This is a genomic window from Tsukamurella tyrosinosolvens (assembly GCF_900104775.1).
Lineage (GTDB): Bacteria > Actinomycetota > Actinomycetes > Mycobacteriales > Mycobacteriaceae > Tsukamurella > Tsukamurella tyrosinosolvens.
Map to the genome: position 1 here is coordinate 443,431 of NZ_FNSA01000003.1, position 24,674 is coordinate 468,104.

A 24,674-nucleotide genomic window follows, 5' to 3' on the forward strand; every position below is an offset into this window, starting at 1 on the left:
CTTCGAGACTGCTCACCGGGCGGTCAAGCTCGCGTCGTCGCGTCGTCGCGCCGGGCGTCCTGGCCGGCGTCCCACGCTGCGGGGCGGAGGGTGTATTCGGACGCGTCGAACCGGTCGGTCCGCCGACGGTACTCGCGCACCGTGCCCGGCCAGTTCGACACGACGCGACCCGATTCGGTGACGTACCAGCTGTCGCACCGGGACCACACGCTGCTCGCGAGCCGGCGCTGCAGGGCGTCGTCGTAGGCCGCCTCGACCTCGGGGAGGACGTCGGCGGCGGCACCGTCGGGAATCGCGGCGAGAGCCTCACGGATGTAGTGCGCCTGGCACTCGAGCATCGCGACGATCGAGCCCGATCCGAGGTTCGTGTTCGGCCCGTACATGAGGAACATGTTGGGGAAGCCGGGGACGGTGATGCCCAGGTGGGCGCGCGGACCGTCGGCCCACGCGGCGCCGAGCTCGGTGCCGCCCGTGCCGCGGATCGACACGTGGTCCAGGAAGGTGCCGGCGGCGAAACCCGTGCCGTGGACGATGACGTCGGTCTCCCGCTGCACGCCGTCGGCGGTGGTGATCCCGGTGGCCCCGACCTGAGCGACGCGCTCGGTCACGAGCTCGACGTTCGGCCGCCGCAGCGCCGGGATGTAGGTGTTGGAGAACAGGGCTCGCTTGCATCCGAGCGGGTAGTCGGGCGCGATGGCGCGGTACAGCTCGCCGTCGCGGGCCTGCGCCCGCATGAAGGCGAGGCACGCGAGTTCGAGGACGCGGGCCACCGGCGGCGCGTAATGCAGTGCCGCCGTGAACCCCTCGGTCACGCCCAGCCACAGCAGGCGCTGCGCGCGAAGGGTGAGGGGGACGCGGCGGGCGAGCATCGCGTGCGCGCGGGTGAGTCGGGAGTCGGGGCGCGGCAGGATGTGCGGGGCGGACCGCTGATAGACGGTGACGGACCGCGCGACCTCCGCGATCCGGGGGACGATCTGGATGCTGCTGGCGCCGGTGCCGATCACCGCGACCTTCTTGTCCCTGACATCGACCGACGTGTCCCATTGCGCGGAATGGAAAGCGGCGCCGGTGAATCCGTCGTGGCCGGGCAGGTCCGCGAGGACGGGAGTGGACAGCTGGCCGACAGCGGGCACCAGGAAGTCGGCGTCGAGCTCGGCGACGACGTCCTGGTCGTCCCCGTCGTCGAAGCGCACCGTCCAGCGGTGCGTGGCGTCGTCGAAGCGCGCCTCGCGGACCGTGACGCCGAACCGGATCCGTTCGTACAGGCCGTATTTGTCGGCGTTGTCCCGGAGGTAGTCCAGGATCTCCCGCTGCGGGGCGTACCGCCGGCTCCATCGCGGGTTCGGGGAGTAGGACAGGGAGTAGTACGCGGACGGGACGTCGCAGGCCGCGCCGGGGTAGTCGTTCTCCCGCCACACACCGCCCACGTCGAGTCCGCGTTCCAGCACGATCACGTCGTGCCCGCCGCGGAGCAACTCGATGGCGGCCGCGATGCCCGAGAAGCCGGCGCCGACCACGATGACAGAGGCCATGTCCCCGTCCCTTCATCAATATGACTGTCGAGTCATATAAACACGGATTGACCCGGGGGTCAATTGCCCGCGTTGCGCGGCTAACACCGTTCGCCTACCGTCGAAGCTAACAACGTTAGCCAAGGGGGAACGATGAAGTGGATTCTGGCGATCGGCGGGGTGATCGTGCTGGTGGTGGGTCTGGCCGCCGTGCTGTACCGAGAGCGCACGGTGGAGCGATCGGTCGAGATCGCTGCGCCGCCGGCCGAGGTGTGGCGCGTCCTCGTCGACTTCGGCGCCTATCCGCAGTGGAACCCGTTCGTGGTCCGCGCGGCCGCGCCCGACGGGCTGGAGGTGGGTCGCGACCTCGACGTGCGGATCAGCAACGGCGGCTCCGAGACGGGCTTCCGGCCGGAGGTGCAGGCGGTGGAACCGGAACGCGAGCTGCGGTGGGTGGGCCGCGTCCTGATCCCCGGCGTGCTCGACGGCGAGCACTCCTTCCGGCTGGAGGCCGTCGCCGGCGGGACGCGGTTCACGCAGGGCGAGCGGTTCCGCGGGGTGCTCGTGCCCGTCGTGGGCTCGGCACTCGACGTCGGGGGCGGCTTCGACGCGATGAACGCCGCGCTCCGCGACCGCGTGCTGGCTACGATCGCCCGGTGATCCCCGACGAGCTGGACCTCCTGCGCGCTGCCTCCCCGCGGGCGCGCCAGATCGTCGAGACCGCCCGAACGCTGCTGGAACGTGATGGCTGGGAGCGGATCACCATGCGCGACCTCGCCGACGAGGTCGGCATACGCGCACCGTCGCTGTACAAGCACTTCGCGAGCAAGGACGCCGTGAAGTCCGCGCTGGTCGGGGTGGCGCTCGCCGAGTCCGGTGCTGCGCTGCGGCCCGTGACCGATGTCGCAGCGTTGCTCCGGGACTACCGCGCGGTGGCCCGGAGCAACCCGAACCTGTACCGGCTCGCCACCGTCGGGCCGCTCGACCGGGAAGCGCTTCCGGGCGGTCTCGAGGAGTGGTCGGGGGCACCGTTCTTCGAGGTCACCGGGGATGAGCATGCGGCGCAAGCCCTCTGGGCGGCCGCGCACGGCATGGCGATTCTGGAGATCGACGGTCGCTTTCCCGCCGGTGAGCTGGACCTGACGTGGGGGGAACTCGCACGCCGGTTCACGTGAAAGCGTCTGTGGATCCATGGCTGAGATCGGTACGAAGCCGAATATGGCCTCCTGTCGCTGTGAGTCGTGGATTCACAGGCGGCTTCCACCGCGCGACGCACACCGGACTCGAAAAACTCGCGTGACACGCAGCGTAGGGTTGGGCGCATGAACCGAGGAGGAGTGTCCGGCGCCCTGCGCCACGGCAGATGAACCCGCCCCGCAGCCGATCCACCGGACCGGCTGCGCAGCCCTGCCTTCACACTCCCTCTCCCCGCGGCGCGTCCGCTCGGGGCAGCACACAGAACGGTTCACTCATGGATCCCGTATCCCAGCAGCAGATCATCGACGCCTTCCGCGGCGCCACCAAGAGCGAGGTCAAGCGCGTCACGTTCCCGCAGGACTTCGACGACCTCGACTTCGCCGCCCTCGAGTTCGTCGGCTGGCGCGACAGGAAGATCCCGCGCCGCGCCTACGTCAGCGTCCCCACCGACGACGGGCTCGTCACGATCCTGCTCACCCAGGCCGAGGCCAAGCCCAAGGCGAAGGCCATGTGCACCTGGTGCCGCGACGTCAACATCACCAGCCAGGCGGTCCTGTTCACCGTCCGACGGGGCGGCTCCGCCGGCCGCAAGGGCGACACCATCGGCGTGCTCGTGTGCGAGGACTTCCGGTGCGCCGCCAACGCGCGCAAGCTGCCGCCGGCCTTCCACAAGGGCACCGATACCGAGCAGATCCGCGAGCAGAACCTCGCCGACCTGCGGCGCCGGGTGAACGGTTTCGTCGCCGAGGTGCTCAGCACCGAGGACTGATCACCGGTACCGCGGCTTGCCGTAGTTCGGGTTGTTGCCGGTGGGGATCTCGATGCTGATCGGCCGGAACTCACCGAGGTAGACGAGTTCGAGCGTGTTCGCGATCGAATCCGTCAGGTGGTAGAGCTCCGGCGGGAGGGCGGTCTGCGTCAGGACGCCCTCCCGGATCGCCACCGCGGTCGGCCAGGACGCCTCGATCAGCGGCTGCCACAGCGGCTGGCGGGGGAGCTGCATCCAGTCGGTCAGCTTGTCGCCCAACGAGTACCGCGTGAAGGCCTCGAGCACGGGGCGCGAGAGCAGCGTGCCGTCGGCGGAGCGGCCCAGGTCCATCAACATGCTCGCGATCTTCACGCCCTCGGGCGTGGGACCCATGATCGAGTCGAGGTCGACCTGGGCCTGCTTCTCCGCCTGTTCCCAGCTCGACGGGATGTACGCCTCGTCGATGCCCAGCATGTACCCGTTGACCTGCCAGGAGTGCAGCAGCCCGTCGACCTCGTCCTGCGGCAGGTGCACGCCCCAGTTGCGCATGATCCGCATTCCCATGGTGGCCAGGCTGTGCCAGGTGACCATCATGTCCGCCTGCGAGATGGGCTTGGGCTGGTCGGCGACCTTCTTCCAGTGCGGCGACTGCGGCAGCAGGTGCCGGACGGCGCCGTGGGTGAGGCGGACCTTGACCGCGGTCGTCGCCGCGCGGCCGCTGGGACCGTACGCACCGACCGCGATCTGGTCGTAGACCAGCCGGTAGGTCTTGGCGATGCGGTCCTTCATGTTCGCTCCGCCCGCGGACCAGTACACGGCCCGCGATTCGCGGGGGATCACCGACATCATCACGCCGCCGGTGAAGCCGATGATCACCGACAGATAGAAGCTGCGCGTCGTGTAGAACGTGTCGGCGCCCTTCATCAGGCGCGGATCGAGCCAGTCGGGGAGCTTGCGTGCCTCCTCGATGAAGTCCCGCACGTCCGACGGTACGCCCGCCGGCACGGGCTGGTTGTTCGTCTCCCACTGGGCGAGGGCGCGATTGACCTTCCCGGCGTCTCCCCGCTCGAGCACCGACTTCATCAGCGCGTCGCACTCCGGGTCCCAGCGGTCTTTCGCGTCCGGGGTGTCCGCGGTGCGGACGCCGGGCGCCGCGGAGACGAGCCCCGTGCCCAGGGTGCCGGCCAGTGCTGCCACCCCGGCGCCCGCCGCGCCGACGCCGGCAGCCCGCAACGCGTCCCGCCTGGTGATGCCGTCCTGTCCCGCGAACCTGCCCACGCCACTCCCTCTCGCCTGTGATCCCGGCGAAGAGTAGCGAGTGAACTGTTGCTATTGCAACATGAAGCTGTCAGTCCTTGGCCTGGGGCAGTTTCGCCCCCTTGGGTGAGACCCGCCCGGCTGACGGTGGCGGCACCATCGGGCCGACGTCGCCGTCGGGTGCGGTATCGAGATCGAGCATCACGGGGGCGTGGTCCGACGGGCCCTTGCCCTTGCGGGCCTGCCGGTCGATCCACGCGGCCGCGGTGCGATCGGCCACGTCGCCGCTGGCCAGGATGAGGTCGATGCGCATGCCGAGGTTCTTGTTGAACATGCCCGCGCGGTAATCCCAGTACGAGAACACCTGCTCGTCCGGCCAGTGCTCGCGCACCACGTCGCGCAGGCCGAGGTCCGCGAGCGCGGCGAGGGCGCCCCGTTCGGGCGCGGTGACGTGGGTGTGGCCGACGAAGGCCGCGGGGTCGAAGACGTCCGCATCCGTGGGCGCGATGTTCATGTCTCCGCAGACCAGCTGCGGGACGGTGTCGGCCTTCACCTGCGCGGCGAGGGCCGCGAGCCACTCCAGCTTGTAGTCGTAGTGGTCGGAGCCGATCTCGCGGCCGTTCGGGGTGTACAGCGAGTGCACGCGGATCCCGTCGCACACGCCCGAGATCGCGCGGCCCTCGACGATCCCGTCGAACGCGGGCGCGCCGGGGATGCCGATCACCACGTCCTCGAGCCCCACCTTGGACAGCAGCGCCGAGCCGTTCCACTGCGGCTGCCCCGCGGTCGCGAACTCGTAGCCGCGCTCCTCCAGGTCCGGGCCGATGAGGGTGGCGAAGGCGTCGTCGGTCAGCTTGAGTTCCTGCAGGCAGACGACGTCGGGCCGGCGCGAGTCCAGCCACTCCAGCAGCCTGCCGTGCCGCTGCTTGACCGAGTTCACATTCCAGGTGGCGACGCGCATGCACCCACCGTATCGGGGTGCCCTGACAGGCCCGGCGGGGCGGTCGGGACACTGGAGGCATGGATCCGAGTGAGCGGTACAGCCGCGCCGCCGTCGCGGCCTCCGCGGTGGTGATCCGCGACTACTCCACGTCGTTCTCCCTCGCCGCCCGCCTGATGCCGCGCCGCGTCCGCGACCACATCACGTCCATCTACGGGTTGGTCCGGGTCGCGGACGAGGTCGTCGACGGTGCCTGCCCGACTGACCCGCGCAGTCACCTCGACGCGCTGGAGGAGGCCGTCGAGCGGGCGATCGAGGAGGGCTTCAGCGCGAACCTCGTGGTGCACGCCTTCGCCCGCACCGCCCGCGAGACCGGTTTCGGCACCGAACTGACGAGGCCCTTCTTCGCCTCGATGCGCGCGGACCTCACGCCCGCCCCGCACACCGCCGAGTCGCTCGCGGCGTACATCCACGGCTCCGCCGAGGTCGTCGGGCTCATGTGCCTGCGCGCCTACCTGGTGGGGGTGGCACCGTCGGACTACGATCGGCTCGCGCCCGACGCCCTCCGCCTCGGTGCCGCTTTCCAGAAGGTCAACTTCCTCCGCGACCTCACCGACGACGAACTGCGTCTCGGCCGGGCCTACCTCCCCGAGCTCACGCAGCGCGCCTACGACGAGGCCCTCGATGACGCCGCCGCCGACCTCGCCGCCGGGCGCGCCGGCATCGAGCGGCTCCCGCGGGACGTGCAGCGCGGCGTCCGTGCCGCCGCCGACCTCTACGGCGAGCTCCTGCGCCGCCTCCGCGCCGCCGGGCTCGACGGTGCGCGGTCCGGTCGCGTCCGCGTCCCCACCGCAGCGAAGGCCGCTGTGATCGCCCGCGCGCTGGCGACGTCCCGATGATGCTGTAGTCGTCCAGAACAGCCATGCGTCCGCCGCATACCTCCTGAACTAGCTGGTTAGGAGGCATTGCGCGCGGCAGAGGTATGCGGTATTCGCATCATTTCCTCGCCGATGGCGTTGATCGCCGGAGCATCGACTGCTATACCTAGATACAAATCGGATCTAGGTAGGAGTCGCGATGGCTGTCGACGATTGGCCCGAGCAGGATCGGGCGTGGGCCGGGCGATACGTCCTCGGGCTGGCCCGGTTGGGGGTTCCGCTGTCCTCCACGGACGCCCGGCAAGACGAGCTCATCGCCGCTGCCCGCGATGCGGGGGTGCCCGCCGCGGACCTGTTCGGCGACCCCGCCGAAGCGGCCGCAGCCGACGCACCGGATCTCAACGACGCCGACGCCACTGCAGAGGATGCGGACGGGGCCGGCGCGCGAGAGGCGCTCGCCTACGGTGGCACGGCTCTGATCTTCATCGGCGTGATCGCGGCGGCCATGCTCCTGATCGGGGGCGGCGGACCCGTGGACGTCACCGTGGGCATGCTCGCCGTGACTTTCGCCATCGTCACGGCCCTGGTGGTGGGCGGTGCGGCGGCGATGCAGTTCGTCGCGGGGCGGCTGCGGATCGCGGCGTACCTGGCAGCCGTCGCTATCGGCGCGGTTCTCGTCGGTGGGTCGCAGGTCACCTGGTCGGGACGTGGTGTGGTCGTGGTCGCGGATCTGCCGCGGTGGGGGGCGGCCCTCGCTCTCCTCGTCCCGGGTGTGCTCGCGATCCTGATCGCCCGCCGCGTTCCGCGGCGGGCCCCGCAAACGACGTGGAGCGACGAGGAGTGGTTCGCGCGGTTCCGCGGGGTCCTGATCTCGAAGGGCACGCCGGGCACCGTCGTGCGTGAGCACGAGCGTTCGCTTCGGGAGGGTCTGACCAGCACGGCGGCGGACGAATACGGACGCCCCGACTCCCTGGCGCTCCAGCTCGTCGCCGCGGATCCGGCGGCGCAGAGTCGCCGCATGTGGTGGGGTGCGGCTGGCTGGATGGTATTCGCTCTGCTCCAGGCCACCTTCATCCCGGGCGAGACCGGTGCGTGGCTCGTGTTCCGCGTGGCGTTCACGGTCTTCCTTCTCGCGTTGGCGGGTCGCAGTGTGCTTCGCGCGCGGCGGGCACGGCCCGCATCGTCGTCGAAGACTCCGGCGTGAGCACCGCGGCGTGGCAGCGGGCGACGTTGCCGCTCTTGATCCTCGGCGTGCTGGAATCGGCGCCGCGGCACGGGTACGGCGTCTCCGCGGCGCTGGTGGAGGTGGGGCTGCAGCCGATCAAGGGCGCGCAGCTGTACCCGGCGCTGGTGAAGCTGGAGAACGACGGCTGCATCGTCGCCGAGTGGGAGCAGAGCGAGTCCGGCCCCGCCCGCAAGGTCTATGAGCTCACCGACGCCGGCCGTACCGAATTGGCCCGCCTTCGCGACGAATGGCGCGAGTTCACCGCGGCCGCCGCCGCGCTCGGGGCTGCGCCCGCCCGCTGAGCCACCGCGATCCGGCACTCCCGCTAGCGTTTCCGCTTCTTCATGGCGTTGCAACGGGATGAAGAGGAGGAAACGGGCTGAGGACCGCGGTCCGGCGGGAGTGCGGTCCGAACTCCCAAGCGGCCGCCTGTGCCGACACAGATGGGGCACTCCGAGACGGAGGGTATGCGCTGAACGCATACCCTCCGTGAACGACTACCACCACCCCGGCGCCGCGATCTACTGCGACGCGGCCTTCGGCAGCTCCGCGACGGGATTCCGCTGCAGGAAAGACGTGATCAGCGCGGCGAACTCGCGCGTGCACTCGAGCTGCGGCATGTGGCCGACGCCCGGAATGAGGTGCGTCTCGGCGTGCGGGATGAGCGCCCGCGCGTTGTCCAGGTGCGCGGGCGGCAGCACCTTGTCGCGGGATCCCCACAGCACCATGGTCGGCCGCGGCGTGCGAGCGATGGTCCGGTGCAACTCGTCGCGCCAGTCCTGGCGGACGCCGCCCAGCACGGAGCCGAGCGCGTCGGCGGTCTTCCACGCGGTGAGGCCGGCGTCCGTCTCGCGGGCGATGGCCATCGCGTGGTCGATCCGCGCGCGGGTGGCGTAGGACTTGTCGGCGAAGATCAGCCGTTCCTGGACGATCGCACCGGGGCGGCTCGGGGTGGTCGCGATCAGCTTGCCCAGCACGGGAACCCCGAGCAGGCGCAGCAGCGGCGTGACCTCCTTGCCGAAGCCCGCGGGATCCACGAGAGTCATCGACGCGACCAGCTCCGGGTGCCGGGCGAGCAGCGTCATCGTCACCGCGCCACCCAGCGAGTTGCCCGCGACGTGCACGGGGCCCGCGACGTTCAGCGCGGCGAGCGTCTCCGCCACCCCGTCGGCGAGCGCGGCGAGGCCGGCACCGTCGGGATGGGGAGCGGACCAGCCGTACCCGGCGAGGTCGGGCGCGATGAGGTGGTACTCACCTTCGAGTGCCTCGAAGGTCGGGTCCCAGTCCTCCAGGCTGCGCGTGATGCCGTGCAGCAGAAGCAGAGTGGGCAGCGAGGCGTCGCCCGACTCGCGGACCCGCACCCAGCGGCCGCGGACGGGGATGCTGCGGGTCACCGGTTCGCCTCGACCCACTCGAAGGTCGCGTCGGCCAGGGGGCCGGGGTTCTGCGCCACCACCCAGTGCCCGCCGGGCACCGAGACGTGCCGCGACTTCGGCGACTTCTCCAGGCCGGCCAGCTGCAGCGGCGGCGTCACGAACAGATCGCCCTCGGGCGTGATCACCTGGACGGGCACCGAGGTGGTGGCGTCCGCCGGCTTGAGGAACGGCGCGGGCATGTTGGCCCGGTAGAGGTTCAGGCCGTTGGTGAAGTCGCGGTCGCTGCGCGTGTAGCCCTCGGCGACCTTGCCGCCGGTGCCGCGCTTCTCCAGCGTCTCGATGAGCTTCTGGCCCCAGCCGCGCTTGTACAGCGAATCCGCCAGTCCGGGAACGAGGAAGAACGGGATGTACGTCGAGCCCGCCGCCTGGCGCAGCCGCGCCGGCAGGTCCTTCGCGCTGCGGACGCCCTGGAGGTACTCGCCCGCGTGGTTCAGGTTCGGGCCGGATACCGAGGTGTACGAGGCGGTCTTGTCGGCCACCGCGGGATCGACCACGGCGTGCCAGCCCTGGATCGAGCCCCAGTCGTGGCCGATGAGGTGCAGCTTGGAGCGGTCGCCGCTGACCTCGCGCACCGCGTCGATGACCCGCGAGATGTCGGAGATGAGGCGGTCGAACCGGTACCCGGCCTTGCCCGCCGGCGCCTCCGAGTCGCCCGCGCCGCGGACGTCGAAGGTGTAGACGTTCGCGCGACCGTCGAGGGCCGCGGCCACGCCGTCCCACACGTGGTGGTTGTCGGGGTAGCCGTGGATCGCGAGCACCGTCGGGCGCGCCGCGTCATGGTTGCCGTAGCGGAAGCCCGCCAGGGTGAGGCCGTCGGACGTGGTCACGTCGAAGCGGTGCTGATCAGTCATGGTGTGCGCCTTACAGATCGATGGTCAGATGATCGCCCGCAGCGCGCGAGACGCAGGTCAGCATCTGGCCCTGCTCCCGTTCGAAGGGCGTCAGGGTCCTATCCCGGTGGTCGACGGTGCCCTCGGTCACCGTCATCCGGCAGGTGCCGCAGAAGCCCTGCTTGCAGGAGTACGGGGCGTCCGGCTTGGCCTTGAGGATCGCGGCCAGCAGCGTCTCGTCGGCGGCCACGTCCAGGGTCTGTCCGGACCGGGCCAGCGTGGCGGTGAAGGGCTTCCCGTCCACCACCGGCGGGGCCGAGAAGCGCTCGTAGTGCAGCTCGACGTCGGTGCGGCCGATCAGGCCCACCCGCAGGGATTCCAGCATGGGGATGGGGCCGCAGGCGTACAGCGCCGTCGGGCCGGGCGTCTCGCCGATGAGGGTCTCGGCGGTGGGGATGCCGTGCTCGTCGTCGGTACGGATCTCCACCTTGTCGCCGAACCGCGCCACCTCGGCGATGAACGGGATGGTGTCGGTGGACCGACCGGAGTAGAGCATCGACCAGCTCAGGCCCAGGCGCTCGGCGGCGATCATCATCGGCAGGATCGGCGTGATGCCGATGCCGCCCGCGACGAAGCGCAGGTGCTCCGCCGAGGAGCCGTGGCCGGGCACCGCCATGGGCATGCCGTTGCGGGGCCCCTTGACGGTCACCGTCGCGCCGACGTGCAGGGTCTCGTGCACCTCGACGGAGCCACCGCCGCCGTTCGGTATGCGGCGCACCGCGATCCGGTAGGTGTCGGAGTCCGCGGGGTCGCCACACAGCGAGTACTCGCGCATGCGGCCCGAGGGCAGCAGCAGGTCGAGGTGCGCGCCGGGCGTCCAGCGGGGGAGCGGGGACTCGTCGGCCGAGACGAACGTGAGGGCGACGACGTCCTTGTCGTGCGCGACGATCTCGCGCGAGACCACCCGCAGGTCGCGGCTGGTGCTGGGCTCGGCCAGGTTCCGCGGCTTCATCAGGTGCGCGAACGCCGGGATGGTCACCCCGAAGAACGCGTTGGCGAAGCGCAGCAGCGGATCCCGCTTCCAGCGGCCGTACAGGTGCGGGGGGATCTCGGTGACGGGCTCGCCCCAGGGCCGGAAGACCGACGGTGCCTTGCGCTCGCCCGTCATCCGTTCGCCGCCCGGGCGGCCGGCGACTTCGCGAGGTACGCGACGGCCTGCGCGGTCGACCCGATCGAGGCGGGATCGAAGCTCGGCTTGAAGTAGATGAGCGTGAACTTCACGACGTCGCGCAGCTTCGGCAGGATGTTCTTGCGCGAGCCCTTGAGGTACTCCCACCACAGGCGCGGGTAGGAGTAGCTGAAGTTCGGATCCTTGCGCAGCATGTAGCCCGACGTGCGGTGCAGCGCGAGGATCAGGAAGACGATGCCCACGATCATCGCGCGACAGCGGTGGAAGTAGCTCGGGTCGAAGTAGTTCGCCACGTCGTGCGCGACGGACCGGTGCTCGACCTCCTCGGCGCCGTGCCAGCGACAGATGTCGGCCATCGTCGGATCCACGTCGAAGTCGTCCCAGGCGTTGTTGAGCGCGAAGACGCCGAGGATGGCGGTGTAGTGCTCGACCGCCGCGATGAGCCAGAGCCGCTGCACCATGTCGTTGTACTGGGCGCGGTCCGAGTGGTAGGTCCGCGGCGCGAGGATCTTGCGGAAGATGTACTCGAACTGCCGGGCCACGGGCTGCGTATCGATACCGCAGCGCTGCAGGTACTCGGAGAGGGCGCGGTCGTGCGACTCGGCGTGCATGGCCTCCTGGCCGATGAAGCCGCGCATCGTGCGGGCGAGGTTCTCGTCCTTCACGAAGGGCAGCGCCTCGGTGTAGACCTCGCAGAACCAGCGCTCGCCCTCGGGGAGCACGGAGTGCAGGATGCTGCTGATGATGTCGCTGGCCACGGGCTCGCCGGGGATCCACTCCAGCGGCACGTTGTCCCAGTCGAACTCCACGTTCCGGGCGTGGATCTCGACCTCCGCGGGCTCGTGCTGCTGAGCCGATGTACGCGAACTCATCGTCCGACTCCTTCCACGTGGGTGTCTTGACATTCAACACCCTGATGTCCAGTGAGCGCTACCGGCGGTGAGAGCACTCGGCACGGAACCTATCACTTTCGGGTGGCCGGGCCGAAGCTCTTGCGGGCCGGATGTGACGGCGCTAACGTACAACCTGATGGTTGTAGATGAACTGGCACCGGACGAGGCGGACCGCCTCTTCCACGCCCTCGCGGATCGCACCCGGCGCGACATCGTCGTCCGGGTGATCGGGCGGGAGTGCTCCGTCTCGGAGCTCGCCCGCGGCTACGAGATGAGCTTCGCGGCGGTGCAGAAACACGTGGCGGTGCTGGAGAAGGCCGGCCTGGTCGTCAAGACCCGCCGGGGCCGCGAGGTCCTGGTCGGCCCGGACGTCGAGACCATCGCGCGCGGCACCCGTCTGCTGCGCGGCTACGAGGACCTGTGGCGGGGACGAGTGGCGCGCATGGACGCGCTGCTCGACCCCCCGACCGAATGAGGAGTTCCGTCATGCCCGTGCTCACCACCGGCGCCGATCGCGAGGCGCTCACCTTCACCCTCGAGGCCGAGTTCGCCGCCTCCCCGGAGCGCGTCTGGCAGCTGTGGGAGGACCCCCGGCTGCTGGAGAAGTGGTGGGGCCCGCCCGGATGGCCCGCCACCTTCGTCCGCCACGAGCTGCGGCCCGGCGGCGAGTCCCGCTACTACATGACCGGCCCGGACGGCACCAGGGCCGGCGGCTGGTTCTCGACGGTGTCCACCGACGCCCCGTCGACCTTCACCTTCCGCGACGGCTTCGCGGGCGAGGACGGCGAGCCCGTCGACCCCGAGGACCACTCCACGACCACGGTCGTCATCACGTCCGACGGCGACGTCACCCACATGACCCTCACCGCCACCCACCGATCGCTCGAGCAGCTGGAGCAGGTCCTCGAGATGGGTATGGAGGAGGGCATGACCCAGGCGATGAACCAGATCGACGCCCTGCTGTGAGCGGTGCGGTGGATAGTGCCCGCTCAGCGGGCACTATCCACCGCACGTCGATCTCGGAGGCGTCACCATCCCCAGAACGTGCGCTGTGCGGCGACGGCCCAGGAATCGATCCGCTCCACGTCGGCGCGCTCGGGAAGCGTGCAGTCGCCGTCCAGCAGCACCCGGACCGCGGCCTCCAGGCGCGCGATCTCCTCGGAGACGTCGTCGCGGGGGATCTCGCCGCGCTTGACGGCAAGTACGTGCTCGCGCTCCGCCTCCGGCATCGGCAGCGTCAGCGTGCCGCGCGCGGCGATCTCGTGCCCCTGGTACGCGAGTCGCAGCGCGTGGCTGCCGTACTTCACGTCCCAGCCGTAGCGGCTGACCAGTTCCGGCCGGTTCGGCACGCCGCTCGCGCGGCCCATCATGCGCTCGTGCTGCGAGTGCATGTAGCCGAGGAACCGTTCCACGGCCCGCCGCGACAGGAATGCCGATCGCATGACCCGCAGCGACCGTCCCAGGTCGGTCATGGTGATCACGGATTCCTGCGGCGCGTACAGGGGCAGTAGCACCGTGGGGTTCCCCTTGACGGCGAGCCGGAGGTACTTGCGGAGGCCGTACATCACGAGGTCGGTGTCGCCGGGGCCGCTGCGGACGCCCTCGGGCTGCGTCCGCCAGATGTAGTCCTCGCGACGCGGTTCCACGCCGAGCAGGTGCTCCGGGGGCTCGAGGTAGACGCCGAGCTCGTCGTGGTCGTCGGTGCCCGCGATCGCGATGCCGTGCACGCCGGAACCCACGACGGTGCGGAGGATCTCGCCTCGCACTGCCGTGTCGCGGTCGCCGTACTCGACGTTCTGCCGATCAGTCATGGTCGACGACGGTAAGCGCGCCCCGCCGTGCGCTCAATTGAATTTCGGTTGGCGACCGATGCGCTCCACTGCAGAATGACGGGGTGTATCTGACCGTCTCGACCACGCACGTGCCAGCCACCGACCTGGGCTACCTCCTGCACAAGCACCCCGACCGCGTGCAGGAGTTCACCCAGCCCTTCGGCACGGCCACCGTCTTCTACCCGGAGGCGACCGAGACGCGCTGCACCGCGGCGTTGCTGCTGGAAGTCGATCCGATCGCCCTCGCACGGCGCCGCCGGTCCACCCCCGACTTCGCCCTCGCGCAGTACGTCAACGATCGCCCGTACGCCGCGACGTCGCTCCTCGCGGCGGCGCTCGCGGACGTGTTCCGCAGCGCGCGGGGCGGCCGCGGCGGCAGCCGCCAGGACGTCGCCGACGGGGCGATCCCGCTGGAGATCGAGATCCCGGTACTGCCGTGCCGCGGCGGGCCGGACGTGGCCAGGCGGCTCTTCGGCCCGCTCGGCTGGACGGTCCAGACCGATCCGCTCCCGCTCGACGAGGCGATCGCCGAGTGGGGCGATTCGCGCTACCTGCGCCTCCACCTCGCGGGCGACGTGCGGCTCGCGGACGCTCTCAACCACCTCTACGTGCTGCTGCCGGTGCTCGACGAGTCGAAGCATTACTGGCAGGGCCCTGACGAGGTGGACAAGCTGCTGCGCTCGGGTGCCGGCTGGCTCGAGACCCACCCGGACCGGGAACTCATCACCCGCCGGTACCTCGGCCGCGGCCCGGGCCTCGCCGCGCAGGCGCTCGAGCGCCTCGCGGAGGTCGAGGGCCTCCCGCCCGGGGTGCAGGACGACAGTGCCGCCTCCGCCGACGAGCCGACGAAGCCGCTGAACCTTCTGCGGCACGACGCCGTGCTCGCTGCAGTGGCGGCGAGCGGCGCGGCCTCGGTCATCGACCTCGGCTGTGGTCCGGGGCAGTTCGTGGGCCGGCTCCTGGCGACGCGGGGGATCGACCGCGTCGCCGGCTGCGACGCCTCGGTCCGGTCGCTGCACCGCGCCGCGCAGCGGCTGCGCCTCGACGACATGACCGAGCGGCAGCGAAGTCGCATCGACCTGTTCCAGGCCGCCCTCACCTACGAGGACGACCGTCTCGCCGGTTTCGATGCGGCAGTGCTCATGGAGGTGATCGAGCACGTCGACCCGTCGCGGCTCGGCGCCCTCGAGCACGTCGTCTTCGGGGCCGCGCGCCCGGGCACCGTCGTGGTGACGACCCCGAACAGCGAGTACAACGCGCTCTACCTCGAGCTCACCGGGATGCGGCACGCCGATCACCGTTTCGAGTGGGACCGCGCGCAGTTCGCCGCGTGGGCCGGCGGGGTCGCGACCCGGCACGGCTACGCCGTGCGGCACGAGGGCATCGGCGACAGCGATCCCGAGCGCGGAACCCCCACCCAGATGGCCGTCTTCACCCGGAAGGAGTCAGGCCGATGAGCATCGACACCGTCGTCACCGTCCCGATGCGCGGGCTGATCCTCCTGGTCGGCGCCTCGGGCAGCGGCAAGTCGACGTTCGCGCGCACGCACTTCCGCCCGACCGAGGTCGTCTCCAGCGACGTCTGTCGCGGTCTCGTCGCCGACGACGAGAACGACCAGGCCGCGACGGCCGACGCTTTCGACCTGCTGCACCACCTGGTGGGCATCCGCCTGCGCCGAGGCCTGCTCACCGTCGTCGACGCGACCAACGTGCAGCGGTCGTCCAGGGCCTCGCTCGTAGCACTCGCACGCGCCCACGACGTCCTCATCGACGCGATCGTCTTCGATCTCCCCGACGACGTCGCGATCGAGCGGAACCGACTGCGCGCCGATCGCTCCTTCGGCGCGCAGGTGGTCACGCGTCAGTCGCGGGAGCTGCGCCGCTCCCTGAAGGGGATCAAGAAGGAGGGCTTCCGCCGCGTTCACGTCCTTCGCGACACCGCGCAGGTCGACGGTGCCTCGATCGTCCGCGAGCGGCCGTGGAACGACCGGACCGAGCTCACCGGGCCGTTCGACGTGATCGGCGACGTGCACGGCTGCGCGGCCGAGTTGCGCGCGCTGCTCACGGATCTCGGTTGGAGCGTGCGCGATGACGGTGCGGACCACCCGGACGGGCGGACCGCTGTCTTCGTCGGCGACCTCGTGGACCGTGGGCCGGACACGCCCGGCGTGCTGCGCCTCGTCATGGGCATGGTGGCCGCGGGGAACGCGCTGTGCGTCAGCGGGAACCACGAGGCGAAGCTGGTGCGCGCACTCAAGGGCAACCCGGTCACCGTCGCGCACGGGCTGCAGGAGTCGCTCGACCAGCTGGCCGCGGAGTCCGAGGAATTCCGTTCCGCGGCGCAGGCGTTCATGGACGGGCTGCTCAGTCACTACGTCCTCGACGGCGGGCGGCTCGTCGTCGCCCACGCCGGGCTCAAGGAGGAGTATCACGGCCGGGCGTCGCGGCGGGTTCGCGCGTTCGCGCTCTACGGCGACACCACAGGCGAGACCGACGAGGTCGGGCTGCCGGTGCGCTACCCGTGGGCGCGGGACTACCGCGGTCGCGCGGCCGTGGTCTACGGACACACACCGGTCACCGAGCCGCAGTGGATCAACAACACACTGTGCATCGACACCGGTGCGGTGTTCGGCGGGGCGCTCACCGCGCTGCGCTACCCGGAGCGCGAGATCGTCTCCGTACCGGCGCGGTCGGAGTGGTACGCGCCGGCGCGGCCGGCGGTGGAGGAACCGTCGGACGACCGGGCCGCCTCTGTCCTGCGGTACGACGACGTCGCCGGCACCCGCTGGCTGTCCACGCGCACGGCGGGCCGTGTGAAGGTGGAGGGCGACAACGCGGCGGCGGCGCTCGAGGTGATGAGTCGGTTCGCCGTGGACCCGCGGTGGCTGGTGTACCTGCCGCCCACCATGTCGCCGGCATCGGTGTCGCGGGAGGACGGCTACCTCGAGCACCCGTCCCGCGCGTTCGAGGACTTCGCGGGCTGGGGCGTGGAGCGCGTGATCTGCGAGGAGAAGCACATGGGCTCGCGGGCCGTCGCGGTGATCGCGCGTGATTCCGGCACGGCGGCAAGACGGTTCGGCGTCGCCGACGGTGGCACCGGCACGGTGTACACGCGCACCGGACGGGCGTTCTTCGACGACGTCGAGCCGCTGGTGGATCGCCTCCGGCGGGCGGTCGCGCCGCTGTTCGACCGGCTCGAGACGGACTGGCTCGCGCTGGACTGCGAACTGCTGCCGTGGTCCGCGAAGGCGGGCGAACTGATTCGGTCGCAGTACGCGGCCGTGGGCGCGGCGGCGCGCGAGGTGTTCCCGGCCGCGCTCGCCGGCCTCGACGCGGCTGCGACGCGCAGCCTCGACGTCGCGGCGCTCCGCGAGCGGACCGCGCGGAGGGCCGTGAACGCGAACGCCTTCCGGGACGCCTACGTCCGGTACTACCGGCCGACTGACGGGCTCGATGGGGTCACCGTCGCGCCGTTCCAGGTGCTGGCGGCGGAGGGTCGGGTGCTCGCCGAGGAGTCGCACGAGTGGCACATGGAGCTGCTCGGGGAGCTGGACGACCCGTTCCTGACGCGCACGCGCCACCGCGTCGTCGACCTGGCGTCGGAGGCGGACCGCGCGGAGGCGAGCCGGTGGTGGACCGAGCTGACGGACGCCGGTGGAGAGGGCATGGTGGTCAAGCCGCTGGGCGACGCGGGGCGGAAGGTACAGCCGGGCCTGAAGGTCCGTGGCCGCGAGTACCTGCGGATCATCTACGGCCCGGACTACCTGGACTCGCTCGACGTGCTGCGCGACCGGAATCTCGGCCGCAAGCGGAAGATGGCGCTCGCGGAGCACGCTCTGGGCCGCGACGCCCTCGCTGCATTCGTCGCGGGCGAGCCGCTGTGGCGCGTACACCGGTCGGTGTTCGCGGTGCTGGCGCAGGAGTCGGAGCCGGTGGACCCGCGGCTGTAGGCGGGCGTGCTCGTGACGAATCGGCCGATTTCGCGTCGGCGATCGCCATGAGCGTTCCCGTCGAGGAATCGGCCGGTTTCACGAGGAACTGATCGCCTCCGCCGCCAGCCGGCCGGAGATCAATGCCGGTGGCACCCCGACGCCGGGGTGCGTCATCGACCCGGCGAGCACTGCGTTCGCGATGCCGGGGACGCGCTGCGGGCGGCGGAGCGGCCCGGTCTGGGTGAGCGTGTGCGCCGCGGCGAACGGGGTGCCGGCGGACATGCCCTGCCGGGCCCAGTCGGCGGGGGTGTCCACCCGCAGGATCTCCGCGGAATCGATGCCGCGGTAGCCGCGTCCCGCCAGCGTCCGCAGCGCGTCGCGCACGTAGTCGCCGCCGATCTCGTCCCAGTCCAGCGGCGCCGACTCGAGGTTCGGGCAGGGCGCGAGCACGCTCACCGGGCCGGGCTCGCCCGTCGTGACCGACGGCCGGGTGATGAGGAACGACGGGTCGCTCATGAGCCGCCCGCGGCCCCGCGTCGCGGTGATCTCCGCGAAGGTCTGCTCCCATGCCGCGCCGAAGTCCAGCGTGTGGTGCGCCTGCGTCGGCCAGTGGTCCTGCAGGTCCGGATCCACGTCCAGGTGGGCCACCACCGCGGACGGCGACAGCCGCACCCGCCGCGGCGCCCGCCCGCCGAGCGGCGCGATGAGCTGGTCGGTGACGGGTGCGTCGGCGGTGAGCACCACCCCGTCGAACGACAGTTGGTGCACGCGCGCCGATGTCCGGGCCCGCAGCCCCGTGACGCGGCCCCGTCGGCCGTCCAGGCCGATCACCTCGTGCTCGAGGAGGAGTCTGCCCCCGGCCCGCTGCACCTGCCGGGCCATGACGGTGGCGACGTGCCCCATCCCGGCCCGCGGGTACCAGACGCCGAGGCCGACATCCATGTGTGAGATCACCGCGTACACCGCCCGCGCCGCCGACGGCGCGACCCCGGCGTACAGCGCCTGGAAGGTGAGCATGCGGCGGGCGCGCGGATCGTCGACGCGGCGGTCCACCTGGTGCTGCATCGAGCGCAGCGCACCCAGCTTCACCAGCCGCCCGAGGGCGGCGAGGTCGCGCGGATTCGCGTACGAGCCCCACGCGGCGTCGCCGTCGATGAACCGCTCGTAGGCGGCGTCGAACATCGCCTCCTGCCAGCGCATGTGTTCGTCCACCAGGAGGTCGTCGGGGACGTGCAGGACGCTCGGCGGTAGTCCGTCGAGTGCGGGGAAGCGGCCCGCGTACGCCGGCGTGACGGGCAACAGGTCCAGCTCGTCCTCGGCGGCGAGCCGGTCGAGGCCGGCGGCGGCGAGGGCGTTGAAGACGAGCTCCGGCATGGTCAGCACGCTCGCACCCGGATCGACGAGGTGCCCACGGAGGCGCTCCGTCCCCGCGCGCCCGCCGACCTGCGCCGACCGCTCCACGACGGTGACCTCGTGGCCCGCCCCGAGTAGGTGCAGCGCCGCCGACAGCCCGGACAGCCCCGCCCCGATGATTCCGATGTGCACGGGACGAGTCTAGAAAGGCCGCGGAGCAATATATTGCAATGTATGCATATGTGGCATACGCTCAGGCCATGAGCGCAGAACACGACCACGAGTCCGGCCACTCGGCGCGGCGGGAGATCGGCTTCGCCATCGCCTCGGGCGTCACCTACACCGCGGGCATGATCGCCGAGTACGCACTGAAGCTGCCCGACGTCGGCACCGCCCTCTTCCTCGCCACCTACTTCTTCGGCGGCTTCTTCACCATCCGCTCCGCCATCAAGTCCACGCTGAACGGCAAGTTCGAGGTCGACTTCCTGATGCTGGTCGCGGCGATCGGCGCCGCCTCGATCGGGCGGTTCGCCGAGGGCGCGGTGCTGCTGTTCCTGTTCAGCCTCGGCCACGCGCTGGAGGAGTTCGCGCTGGCCCGGGCCTCGAAGTCGATCGAGGCGCTCGCCGGTCTCGCGCCCCGCACCGCGCTGGTGCACATCGGCGGACCGTCGACCACGGCGGGCGAGTTCGTCGACCGGCAGGTGGAGGACGTCGCCGTCGGCGACCTCGTGCTGATCCGCCCCAACGCCCGCGTCAGCTCCGACGGCGTGGTCGTCGACGGCCGGTCCGCGATCGACCAGAGCGCCGTCACCGGCGAGTCGATGCCCGTCGAGAAGGAGCCCCTCGATCCCACCCGCACGGGTCGCGTCGCCGACGAGAACAAGGTCTTCGCGGGCACCGTCAACGGCTCCGGCGCGCTGGTCGTGCAGGTCACCGCGCTGGCGAAGGACTCCACGCTGAGCAAGGTGGTCGAGCTCGTCGCGTCCACCGACCAGGCCAAGTCGCCCACGCAGCGCTTCCTCGACAGGTTCCAGCGCATCTACGTCCCGGCCGTGATCGCCTTCGTCATCGGCGCCTTCGCCGTCGGCTACTTCGCGCTCGGCAACCCCTTCGACGACGCCTTCTACCTCGCGATGGCCGTCCTCGTCGCCGCGAGCCCCTGCGCGCTGGCGCTTGCCACCCCGTCGGCCGTGCTGGCCGGCGTGGCCCGCGCGGCCCGCGCCGGCGTGCTCGTCAAGGGCGGCGCCCCGCTCGAGACGCTGGGCCGCGTGACGTCGATCGCCTTCGACAAGACCGGCACGCTGACCTGGGGCGAGCCGCGGGTCACCGACACCGTCGCCGCGCCCGGGGTCGAGCTCGACGAGCTGCTCGCGACCACCCTCGCCGTCGAGAAGCTCTCGGACCACCCGCTCGCGGCCGCGGTCGCCGCGGCCCGCACGTCGACTGTGCTCACCGCCTCCGACCTGCAGTCCGTCACCGGGCGCGGCGTCCGCGCAGTCGTCGAGGGGGAGAGCGTCGAGATCGGCAACGAGCGCCTCTTCACGGACGCCGCCATCGTGCTCGACGGTGCCGTCGCCGCCGACGTCGAGCGGCTCCAGGCGGGCGGCCGCACCCTCATGATCGTGCGCCGCGGCGGCCGCTTCCTCGGCGTGATCGGCGTGATGGACACGCCCCGTCGGGAGGCCGGGCAGGTGCTCGACCGCCTGCGCGAGTCCGGCATGACCGACATCGTCATGATCTCGGGCGACCACCAGCGGGTGGCGGAGGCCGTGGGCCGCGAGGTGGGCGTCGACCGGGCGCTGGGCGGGCTGCTGCCCGAGGACAAGGTGACCCACGTCCGGGGCCTCTCCGGCGCCGGGCCGGATGCCCGACGGTGCGCCATGGTCGGCGACGGCGTCAACGACGCCCCCGCGATGGCGCAGGCCGACGTGGGCATCGCGATGGGCGCCGCCGGCTCCGCGGTCGCGCTGGAGACCGCCGACGTCGCGCTGATGAGCGACGACCTGGGCCGCCTGCCCTTCGCGGTGCGGCTGAGCAGGCAGACGAGCCGGATCATCCGGCAGAACCTCATCGCCGCGCTCGGCATCGTCGTCTTTCTGGTGATCGTCACCTTCCTCGGCATGCCGATGGGGCCGGTGGTCTTCATCCACGAGGGCTCGACGCTCATCGTCGTGGCCAACGCGCTGCGGCTGCTGCGCTTCGAGGTGGGTCGGGAGCACGAAGGGGTGGAGCATGAGGTGCGCCCGGAGCGAGAGCCCGCGGCAGCGTGATCGGGGAGGCGCAGGGGAGCACGAGGCGCGCCCGGAGCGGGAGCCCGTCGCGGCCTGATCGCAGCCGATGTCCGGTCGTTCGTCCTCAGGACCATGAGAACGAACGACCGGACATTTTCGCTCGGCCGCCCGGACCCTCGAAAGGGTCTGTCCCGGATCGCTTTCGCCGACGGCGAACGCTCGGAACAACCCGGCCGTACGTCGGCGTTGAGCGGGGCAGACTGAACTTTGGAGGTCCCATGTCTGAGCAGATCTCGCTGCCCGTTCTCTTCGTCCCCGACCTCGTCGTGCTCCCCGGCATGGTCGTGCCGATCCCCCTCGACGACGCCGCCGCGCAGGCGGCCGTCGACGCCGGCCGCGCGAGCGACGCCGGCAAACTCCTCATCGCCCCGCGCCTGGACGACCGCTACCCGACGCACGGCGTCGTCGCGTCGATCGTGCAGGTCGGGCGGGTCCCCGGGCAGTCCGCGTACGTCGCGGTGCTCCGCGGCGAGCAGCGCGCCCACATCGGCTCCGGCACCACCGGCCCCGGCGCGGCGCTGTGGGTAGAGGTCGACCTCGTCGACGAGACCGCGGTCACCGAGCGAACCCGCGAGCTGGCCGCCGAGTACAAGAAGGTCGTGCTCGCGATGCTGCAGCGCCGCGAGGCGTGGCAGGTCATCGACGCCGTCAACCGGCTCACCGACCCCGCCGCGCTGGCGGACACGTCGGGCTACTCGTCGTGGCTGACCAACGAGCAGAAGCGCGAACTGCTGGAGACCGGCGACGTCGACGCGCGCCTGCAGCGGCTCATCGACTGGACCGGCGAGCACCTCGCCGAGACCGAGGTGAGCGACAAGATCGCCTCCGACGTCCGCGACGGGATGGAGAAGCAGCAGAAGGAGTTCCTGCTCCGGCAGCAGCTGAACGCCATCCGCAAGGAGCTCGGGGAGGACGAGCCCGACGGTGCCGACGACTACCGATCCCGCGTCGAGGCGGCCGACCTGCCCGAGACGGTCCGCGAGGCGGCGCTGCGCGAGGTCGGCAAGCTGGAGCGCGGCACCGACCAGAGCCCCGAGGCGGGCTGGATCCGCACCTGGCTCGACACCGTCCTCGACCTGCCGTGGAACGTCACCACCGAGGACTCCGACGACCTGGCGGGCGCGCGGGCGATCCTCGACGCCGACCACCACGGGCTCGACGATGTGAAGGACCGCATCGTCGAGTACCTGGCCGTGCGGTCGCGCCGGTCGCAGCGCGGCATGTCGCTGGTCGGCGGCCGCGGCTCGGGCGCCGTCATGGTGCTCGCCGGGCCTCCCGGCGTCGGCAAGACCTCCCTCGGCGAGTCGGTCGCCCGGGCGCTCGGGCGGAAGTTCGTCCGCGTGGCCCTCGGTGGCGTGCGCGACGAGGCGGAGATCCGCGGGCACCGTCGCACCTACGTCGGCGCGCTGCCCGGCCGGATCGTGCGCGCGATCGGCGAGGCCGGGTCGATGAACCCGGTGGTGCTGCTCGACGAGATCGACAAGGTGGGCTCCGACTACCGCGGCGACCCCGCGGCGGCGCTGCTCGAGGTGCTCGATCCCGCGCAGAACCACACCTTCCGCGATCACTACCTCGACCTCGACCTGGACCTGTCCGACGTGGTCTTCCTCGCGACGGCCAACGTGGTGGAGAACATCCCGTCGGCGCTGCTCGACCGCATGGAGCTCGTCACCCTCGACGGCTACACCGAGGACGACAAGGTCGCGATCGCCCGCGACTACCTGGTGCCGCGGCAGCTCGAGCGGGCGGCACTGACCGCCGACGAGGTGACCGTCACCGACGACGCGCTCCGCGAGATCGCCGCGAACTACACCCGGGAGCCGGGCGTGCGGCAGTTCGAGCGGCTGCTCGCCAAGGCGCTGCGCAAGGTCGCGGTGGAGCAGTCCTCCTCGTCGGAGGGCGAGCGCACCGTCGTCGACGTCGGGGACCTCAAGGGCTACCTCGGCCGGCCCCGGTTCACTCCGGAGACGGCCGAGCGCACCGAGGTGCCGGGCGTCGCGACCGGGCTCGCCGTGACGGGCATGGGCGGCGACGTCCTGTTCATCGAGGCGCTGCACACGCCCGGCGATTCCGGCCCCGAGCTGAAGCTGACGGGCCAGCTGGGCGACGTGATGAAGGAGTCGGCGCAGATCGCGCTGTCGTACGTGCAGGCGCACGCCGCCGAGTTCGGCATCGCGCCGGACGCGCTGAACGGCACGGTGCACATCCACTTCCCGGCCGGCGCCGTCCCGAAGGACGGGCCGTCGGCGGGCGTCACGATGGTCACCGCGCTGGTCTCGATGCTGACGGGGCGGCGCGTGCGCAGCGATGTCGGCATGACCGGCGAGGTCACGCTGAACGGCCGGGTGCTGCCCATCGGCGGCGTCAAGCAGAAGCTGCTGGCCGCGCAGCGCAACGGCCTGAAGACCGTCTTCGTCCCGCAGCGCAACGAGCCCGACCTGGACGACGTCCCGGCCGAGGTCCTCGATGCCCTGGACGTGAAGCCGATGGTCGACGTCGCCGAGATCGTCGCGCTGGCCCTGGAGCCGGTGTCGGAGGGCGCTCAGGTCGCCGCGTAGCGGGTTCGACGGTGCGGGCGGGTCGCTTCGGCGGCCCGCCCGCTCGGTGTTGCGTGGGGGAGCCGGCGTCGGGTGGGGGAGAGCTTGGCGTTGCGTGGGGGAATCGGCGCCGCGCGGGGGACGGCCGCTCCCTCATCAGGGGAGCGGCTTCTCGTGGGGGAGTGAACGGATCCGAGGGGATTCGGTGCGGCGCGGGGGACGAGCCTCATGCCCGGCGTGCCCGCGCGTGCTCGGCCGCGGTCAGTTCGACGCGGCCGCGAGCACGGTGAGGAGGAGGGTCGCGACGACGGGGCCGGTCATGGCGAGGACGGTGGTGCAGGCGATCCGGCACGGGCCGCGGCCCCAGATGCTGCCGATCGCGGCGAGGAACGGAGTCGTGAGCGCCGCGATGGCGGCAGCGCCCAACAACTCGTCGAAGTTCGCAAGGCTGTCGCTGAGCATCGCGGCGACGAGCAGGAGGAAACACACGTACGTCCCGCCGCAGGCGACGAGCGCAGCGCGGCCGATACGGGTGCGCAGTGCGTCGCGGTGTTCGGTGCAGACCGTGTTCGTCATGCATCCAGTCCACTCGATGCCGGCGCCCTGCGGATCCGTGGAACTACCCA

At 71.3% G+C, this 24,674-nt stretch carries 22 protein-coding genes; 12 read left to right on the plus strand and 10 right to left on the minus strand.

Going from position 1 to position 24,674, the window contains the following annotated elements:
* Positions 1–23 precede the first annotated feature (23 nt).
* Entirely contained in the window at positions 24–1,532 is a 1,509-nt protein-coding gene (locus tag BLW32_RS03465) for a flavin-containing monooxygenase (RefSeq protein ID WP_068740675.1), read from the minus strand.
* A gap of 132 nt (positions 1,533–1,664) precedes the next feature.
* On the opposite strand from BLW32_RS03465, the gene BLW32_RS03470 reads away from it, so the two are divergent.
* The 3 genes from BLW32_RS03470 to BLW32_RS03480 all read left to right on the plus strand — a co-directional run bounded on the left by BLW32_RS03470 (position 1,665) and on the right by BLW32_RS03480 (position 3,477).
* Entirely contained in the window at positions 1,665–2,171 is a 507-nt protein-coding gene (locus BLW32_RS03470) for an SRPBCC domain-containing protein (RefSeq protein WP_068740676.1), read from the plus strand.
* On the plus strand, positions 2,168–2,686 hold the full coding sequence (locus tag BLW32_RS03475; protein WP_231857316.1) for a TetR/AcrR family transcriptional regulator: 519 nt from the start codon (positions 2,168–2,170) through the stop codon (positions 2,684–2,686). The genes BLW32_RS03470 and BLW32_RS03475 overlap by 4 nt, the downstream gene beginning before the upstream one ends.
* Positions 2,687–2,982: 296 nt before the next feature.
* Positions 2,983–3,477 (plus strand): FBP domain-containing protein, encoded by a 495-nt coding sequence (locus BLW32_RS03480; protein ID WP_068740677.1) that lies wholly within the window; start codon positions 2,983–2,985, stop codon positions 3,475–3,477.
* Here the strand turns inward: BLW32_RS03480 and BLW32_RS03485 are convergent, their stop codons facing one another.
* Positions 3,478–4,734: an oxygenase MpaB family protein gene (locus BLW32_RS03485; RefSeq protein ID WP_068523548.1), complete on the minus strand. Its 1,257-nt coding sequence runs from the start codon at positions 4,732–4,734 to the stop codon at positions 3,478–3,480.
* A 70-nt stretch (positions 4,735–4,804) separates the two neighbouring features.
* Positions 4,805–5,674: an exodeoxyribonuclease III gene (locus tag BLW32_RS03490; RefSeq protein WP_068740678.1), complete on the minus strand. Its 870-nt coding sequence runs from the start codon at positions 5,672–5,674 to the stop codon at positions 4,805–4,807.
* 59 nt (positions 5,675–5,733) lie between these two features.
* Here BLW32_RS03490 and BLW32_RS03495 point away from each other — a divergent pair, with 59 nt between their 5' ends.
* The 3 genes from BLW32_RS03495 to BLW32_RS03505 all read left to right on the plus strand — a co-directional run bounded on the left by BLW32_RS03495 (position 5,734) and on the right by BLW32_RS03505 (position 8,058).
* Positions 5,734–6,552, plus strand: coding sequence for a phytoene/squalene synthase family protein (locus BLW32_RS03495; RefSeq protein WP_068740679.1), 819 nt, complete (start codon positions 5,734–5,736; stop codon positions 6,550–6,552).
* Positions 6,553–6,730: 178 nt separating this feature from the next.
* On the plus strand, positions 6,731–7,735 hold the full coding sequence (locus BLW32_RS03500) for a hypothetical protein (protein ID WP_068740680.1): 1,005 nt from the start codon (positions 6,731–6,733) through the stop codon (positions 7,733–7,735).
* Positions 7,732–8,058 (plus strand): PadR family transcriptional regulator, encoded by a 327-nt coding sequence (locus BLW32_RS03505; RefSeq protein WP_068523552.1) that lies wholly within the window; start codon positions 7,732–7,734, stop codon positions 8,056–8,058. Before BLW32_RS03500 ends, BLW32_RS03505 begins: the two co-directional genes overlap by 4 nt.
* Positions 8,059–8,277: 219 nt before the next feature.
* On the opposite strand, the gene BLW32_RS03510 is transcribed toward BLW32_RS03505, so the two are convergent.
* Genes BLW32_RS03510 through BLW32_RS03525 form a run of 4 tightly spaced genes read right to left on the minus strand, consistent with a single transcriptional unit; the run spans position 8,278 to position 12,083 of the window.
* On the minus strand, positions 8,278–9,150 hold the full coding sequence (locus tag BLW32_RS03510) for an alpha/beta fold hydrolase (RefSeq protein WP_068740681.1): 873 nt from the start codon (positions 9,148–9,150) through the stop codon (positions 8,278–8,280).
* The gene (locus BLW32_RS03515; protein WP_068627081.1) at positions 9,147–10,043 is read right to left on the minus strand and encodes an alpha/beta fold hydrolase; all 897 of its coding nucleotides are present in this window, start codon (positions 10,041–10,043) and stop codon (positions 9,147–9,149) included. Before BLW32_RS03515 ends, BLW32_RS03510 begins: the two co-directional genes overlap by 4 nt.
* A gap of 10 nt (positions 10,044–10,053) precedes the next feature.
* Positions 10,054–11,190 (minus strand): PDR/VanB family oxidoreductase, encoded by a 1,137-nt coding sequence (locus tag BLW32_RS03520; RefSeq protein ID WP_068523554.1) that lies wholly within the window; start codon positions 11,188–11,190, stop codon positions 10,054–10,056.
* Positions 11,187–12,083 (minus strand): metal-dependent hydrolase, encoded by an 897-nt coding sequence (locus tag BLW32_RS03525; protein ID WP_068523555.1) that lies wholly within the window; start codon positions 12,081–12,083, stop codon positions 11,187–11,189. The genes BLW32_RS03520 and BLW32_RS03525 overlap by 4 nt, the downstream gene beginning before the upstream one ends.
* 157 nt (positions 12,084–12,240) lie before the next feature.
* Here BLW32_RS03525 and BLW32_RS03530 point away from each other — a divergent pair, with 157 nt between their 5' ends.
* Together BLW32_RS03530 and BLW32_RS03535 are read left to right on the plus strand one after the other, a co-directional pair.
* The gene (locus tag BLW32_RS03530; protein WP_068740682.1) at positions 12,241–12,579 is read left to right on the plus strand and encodes an ArsR/SmtB family transcription factor; all 339 of its coding nucleotides are present in this window, start codon (positions 12,241–12,243) and stop codon (positions 12,577–12,579) included.
* Positions 12,580–12,590: 11 nt separating this feature from the next.
* Positions 12,591–13,070, plus strand: coding sequence for an SRPBCC family protein (locus tag BLW32_RS03535; RefSeq protein ID WP_068740683.1), 480 nt, complete (start codon positions 12,591–12,593; stop codon positions 13,068–13,070).
* A 62-nt stretch (positions 13,071–13,132) separates the two neighbouring features.
* On the opposite strand, the gene BLW32_RS03540 is transcribed toward BLW32_RS03535, so the two are convergent.
* Positions 13,133–13,915: a nucleotidyltransferase domain-containing protein gene (locus BLW32_RS03540; protein ID WP_068740684.1), complete on the minus strand. Its 783-nt coding sequence runs from the start codon at positions 13,913–13,915 to the stop codon at positions 13,133–13,135.
* Between the two features lie 83 nt (positions 13,916–13,998).
* Between BLW32_RS03540 and BLW32_RS03545 the strand changes: the two genes are divergently transcribed.
* The gene (locus BLW32_RS03545) at positions 13,999–15,393 is read left to right on the plus strand and encodes a 3' terminal RNA ribose 2'-O-methyltransferase Hen1 (RefSeq protein ID WP_068740685.1); all 1,395 of its coding nucleotides are present in this window, start codon (positions 13,999–14,001) and stop codon (positions 15,391–15,393) included.
* The gene (locus BLW32_RS03550; protein ID WP_068740686.1) at positions 15,390–17,885 is read left to right on the plus strand and encodes a polynucleotide kinase-phosphatase; all 2,496 of its coding nucleotides are present in this window, start codon (positions 15,390–15,392) and stop codon (positions 17,883–17,885) included. Before BLW32_RS03545 ends, BLW32_RS03550 begins: the two co-directional genes overlap by 4 nt.
* A 78-nt stretch (positions 17,886–17,963) precedes the next feature.
* On the opposite strand, the gene crtI is transcribed toward BLW32_RS03550, so the two are convergent.
* Entirely contained in the window at positions 17,964–19,412 is a 1,449-nt protein-coding gene (gene crtI / locus BLW32_RS03555; protein ID WP_068740687.1) for a phytoene desaturase family protein, read from the minus strand.
* A 68-nt stretch (positions 19,413–19,480) separates the two neighbouring features.
* On the opposite strand from crtI, the gene BLW32_RS03560 reads away from it, so the two are divergent.
* Together BLW32_RS03560 and lon are read left to right on the plus strand one after the other, a co-directional pair.
* Entirely contained in the window at positions 19,481–21,490 is a 2,010-nt protein-coding gene (locus tag BLW32_RS03560; protein WP_068740688.1) for a heavy metal translocating P-type ATPase, read from the plus strand.
* 239 nt (positions 21,491–21,729) lie between these two features.
* The gene (lon, locus tag BLW32_RS03565; RefSeq protein WP_068523560.1) at positions 21,730–24,069 is read left to right on the plus strand and encodes an endopeptidase La; all 2,340 of its coding nucleotides are present in this window, start codon (positions 21,730–21,732) and stop codon (positions 24,067–24,069) included.
* A gap of 240 nt (positions 24,070–24,309) precedes the next feature.
* On the opposite strand, the gene BLW32_RS03570 is transcribed toward lon, so the two are convergent.
* Positions 24,310–24,624, minus strand: coding sequence for a hypothetical protein (locus tag BLW32_RS03570; protein WP_068740689.1), 315 nt, complete (start codon positions 24,622–24,624; stop codon positions 24,310–24,312).
* Positions 24,625–24,674 lie beyond the last annotated feature (50 nt).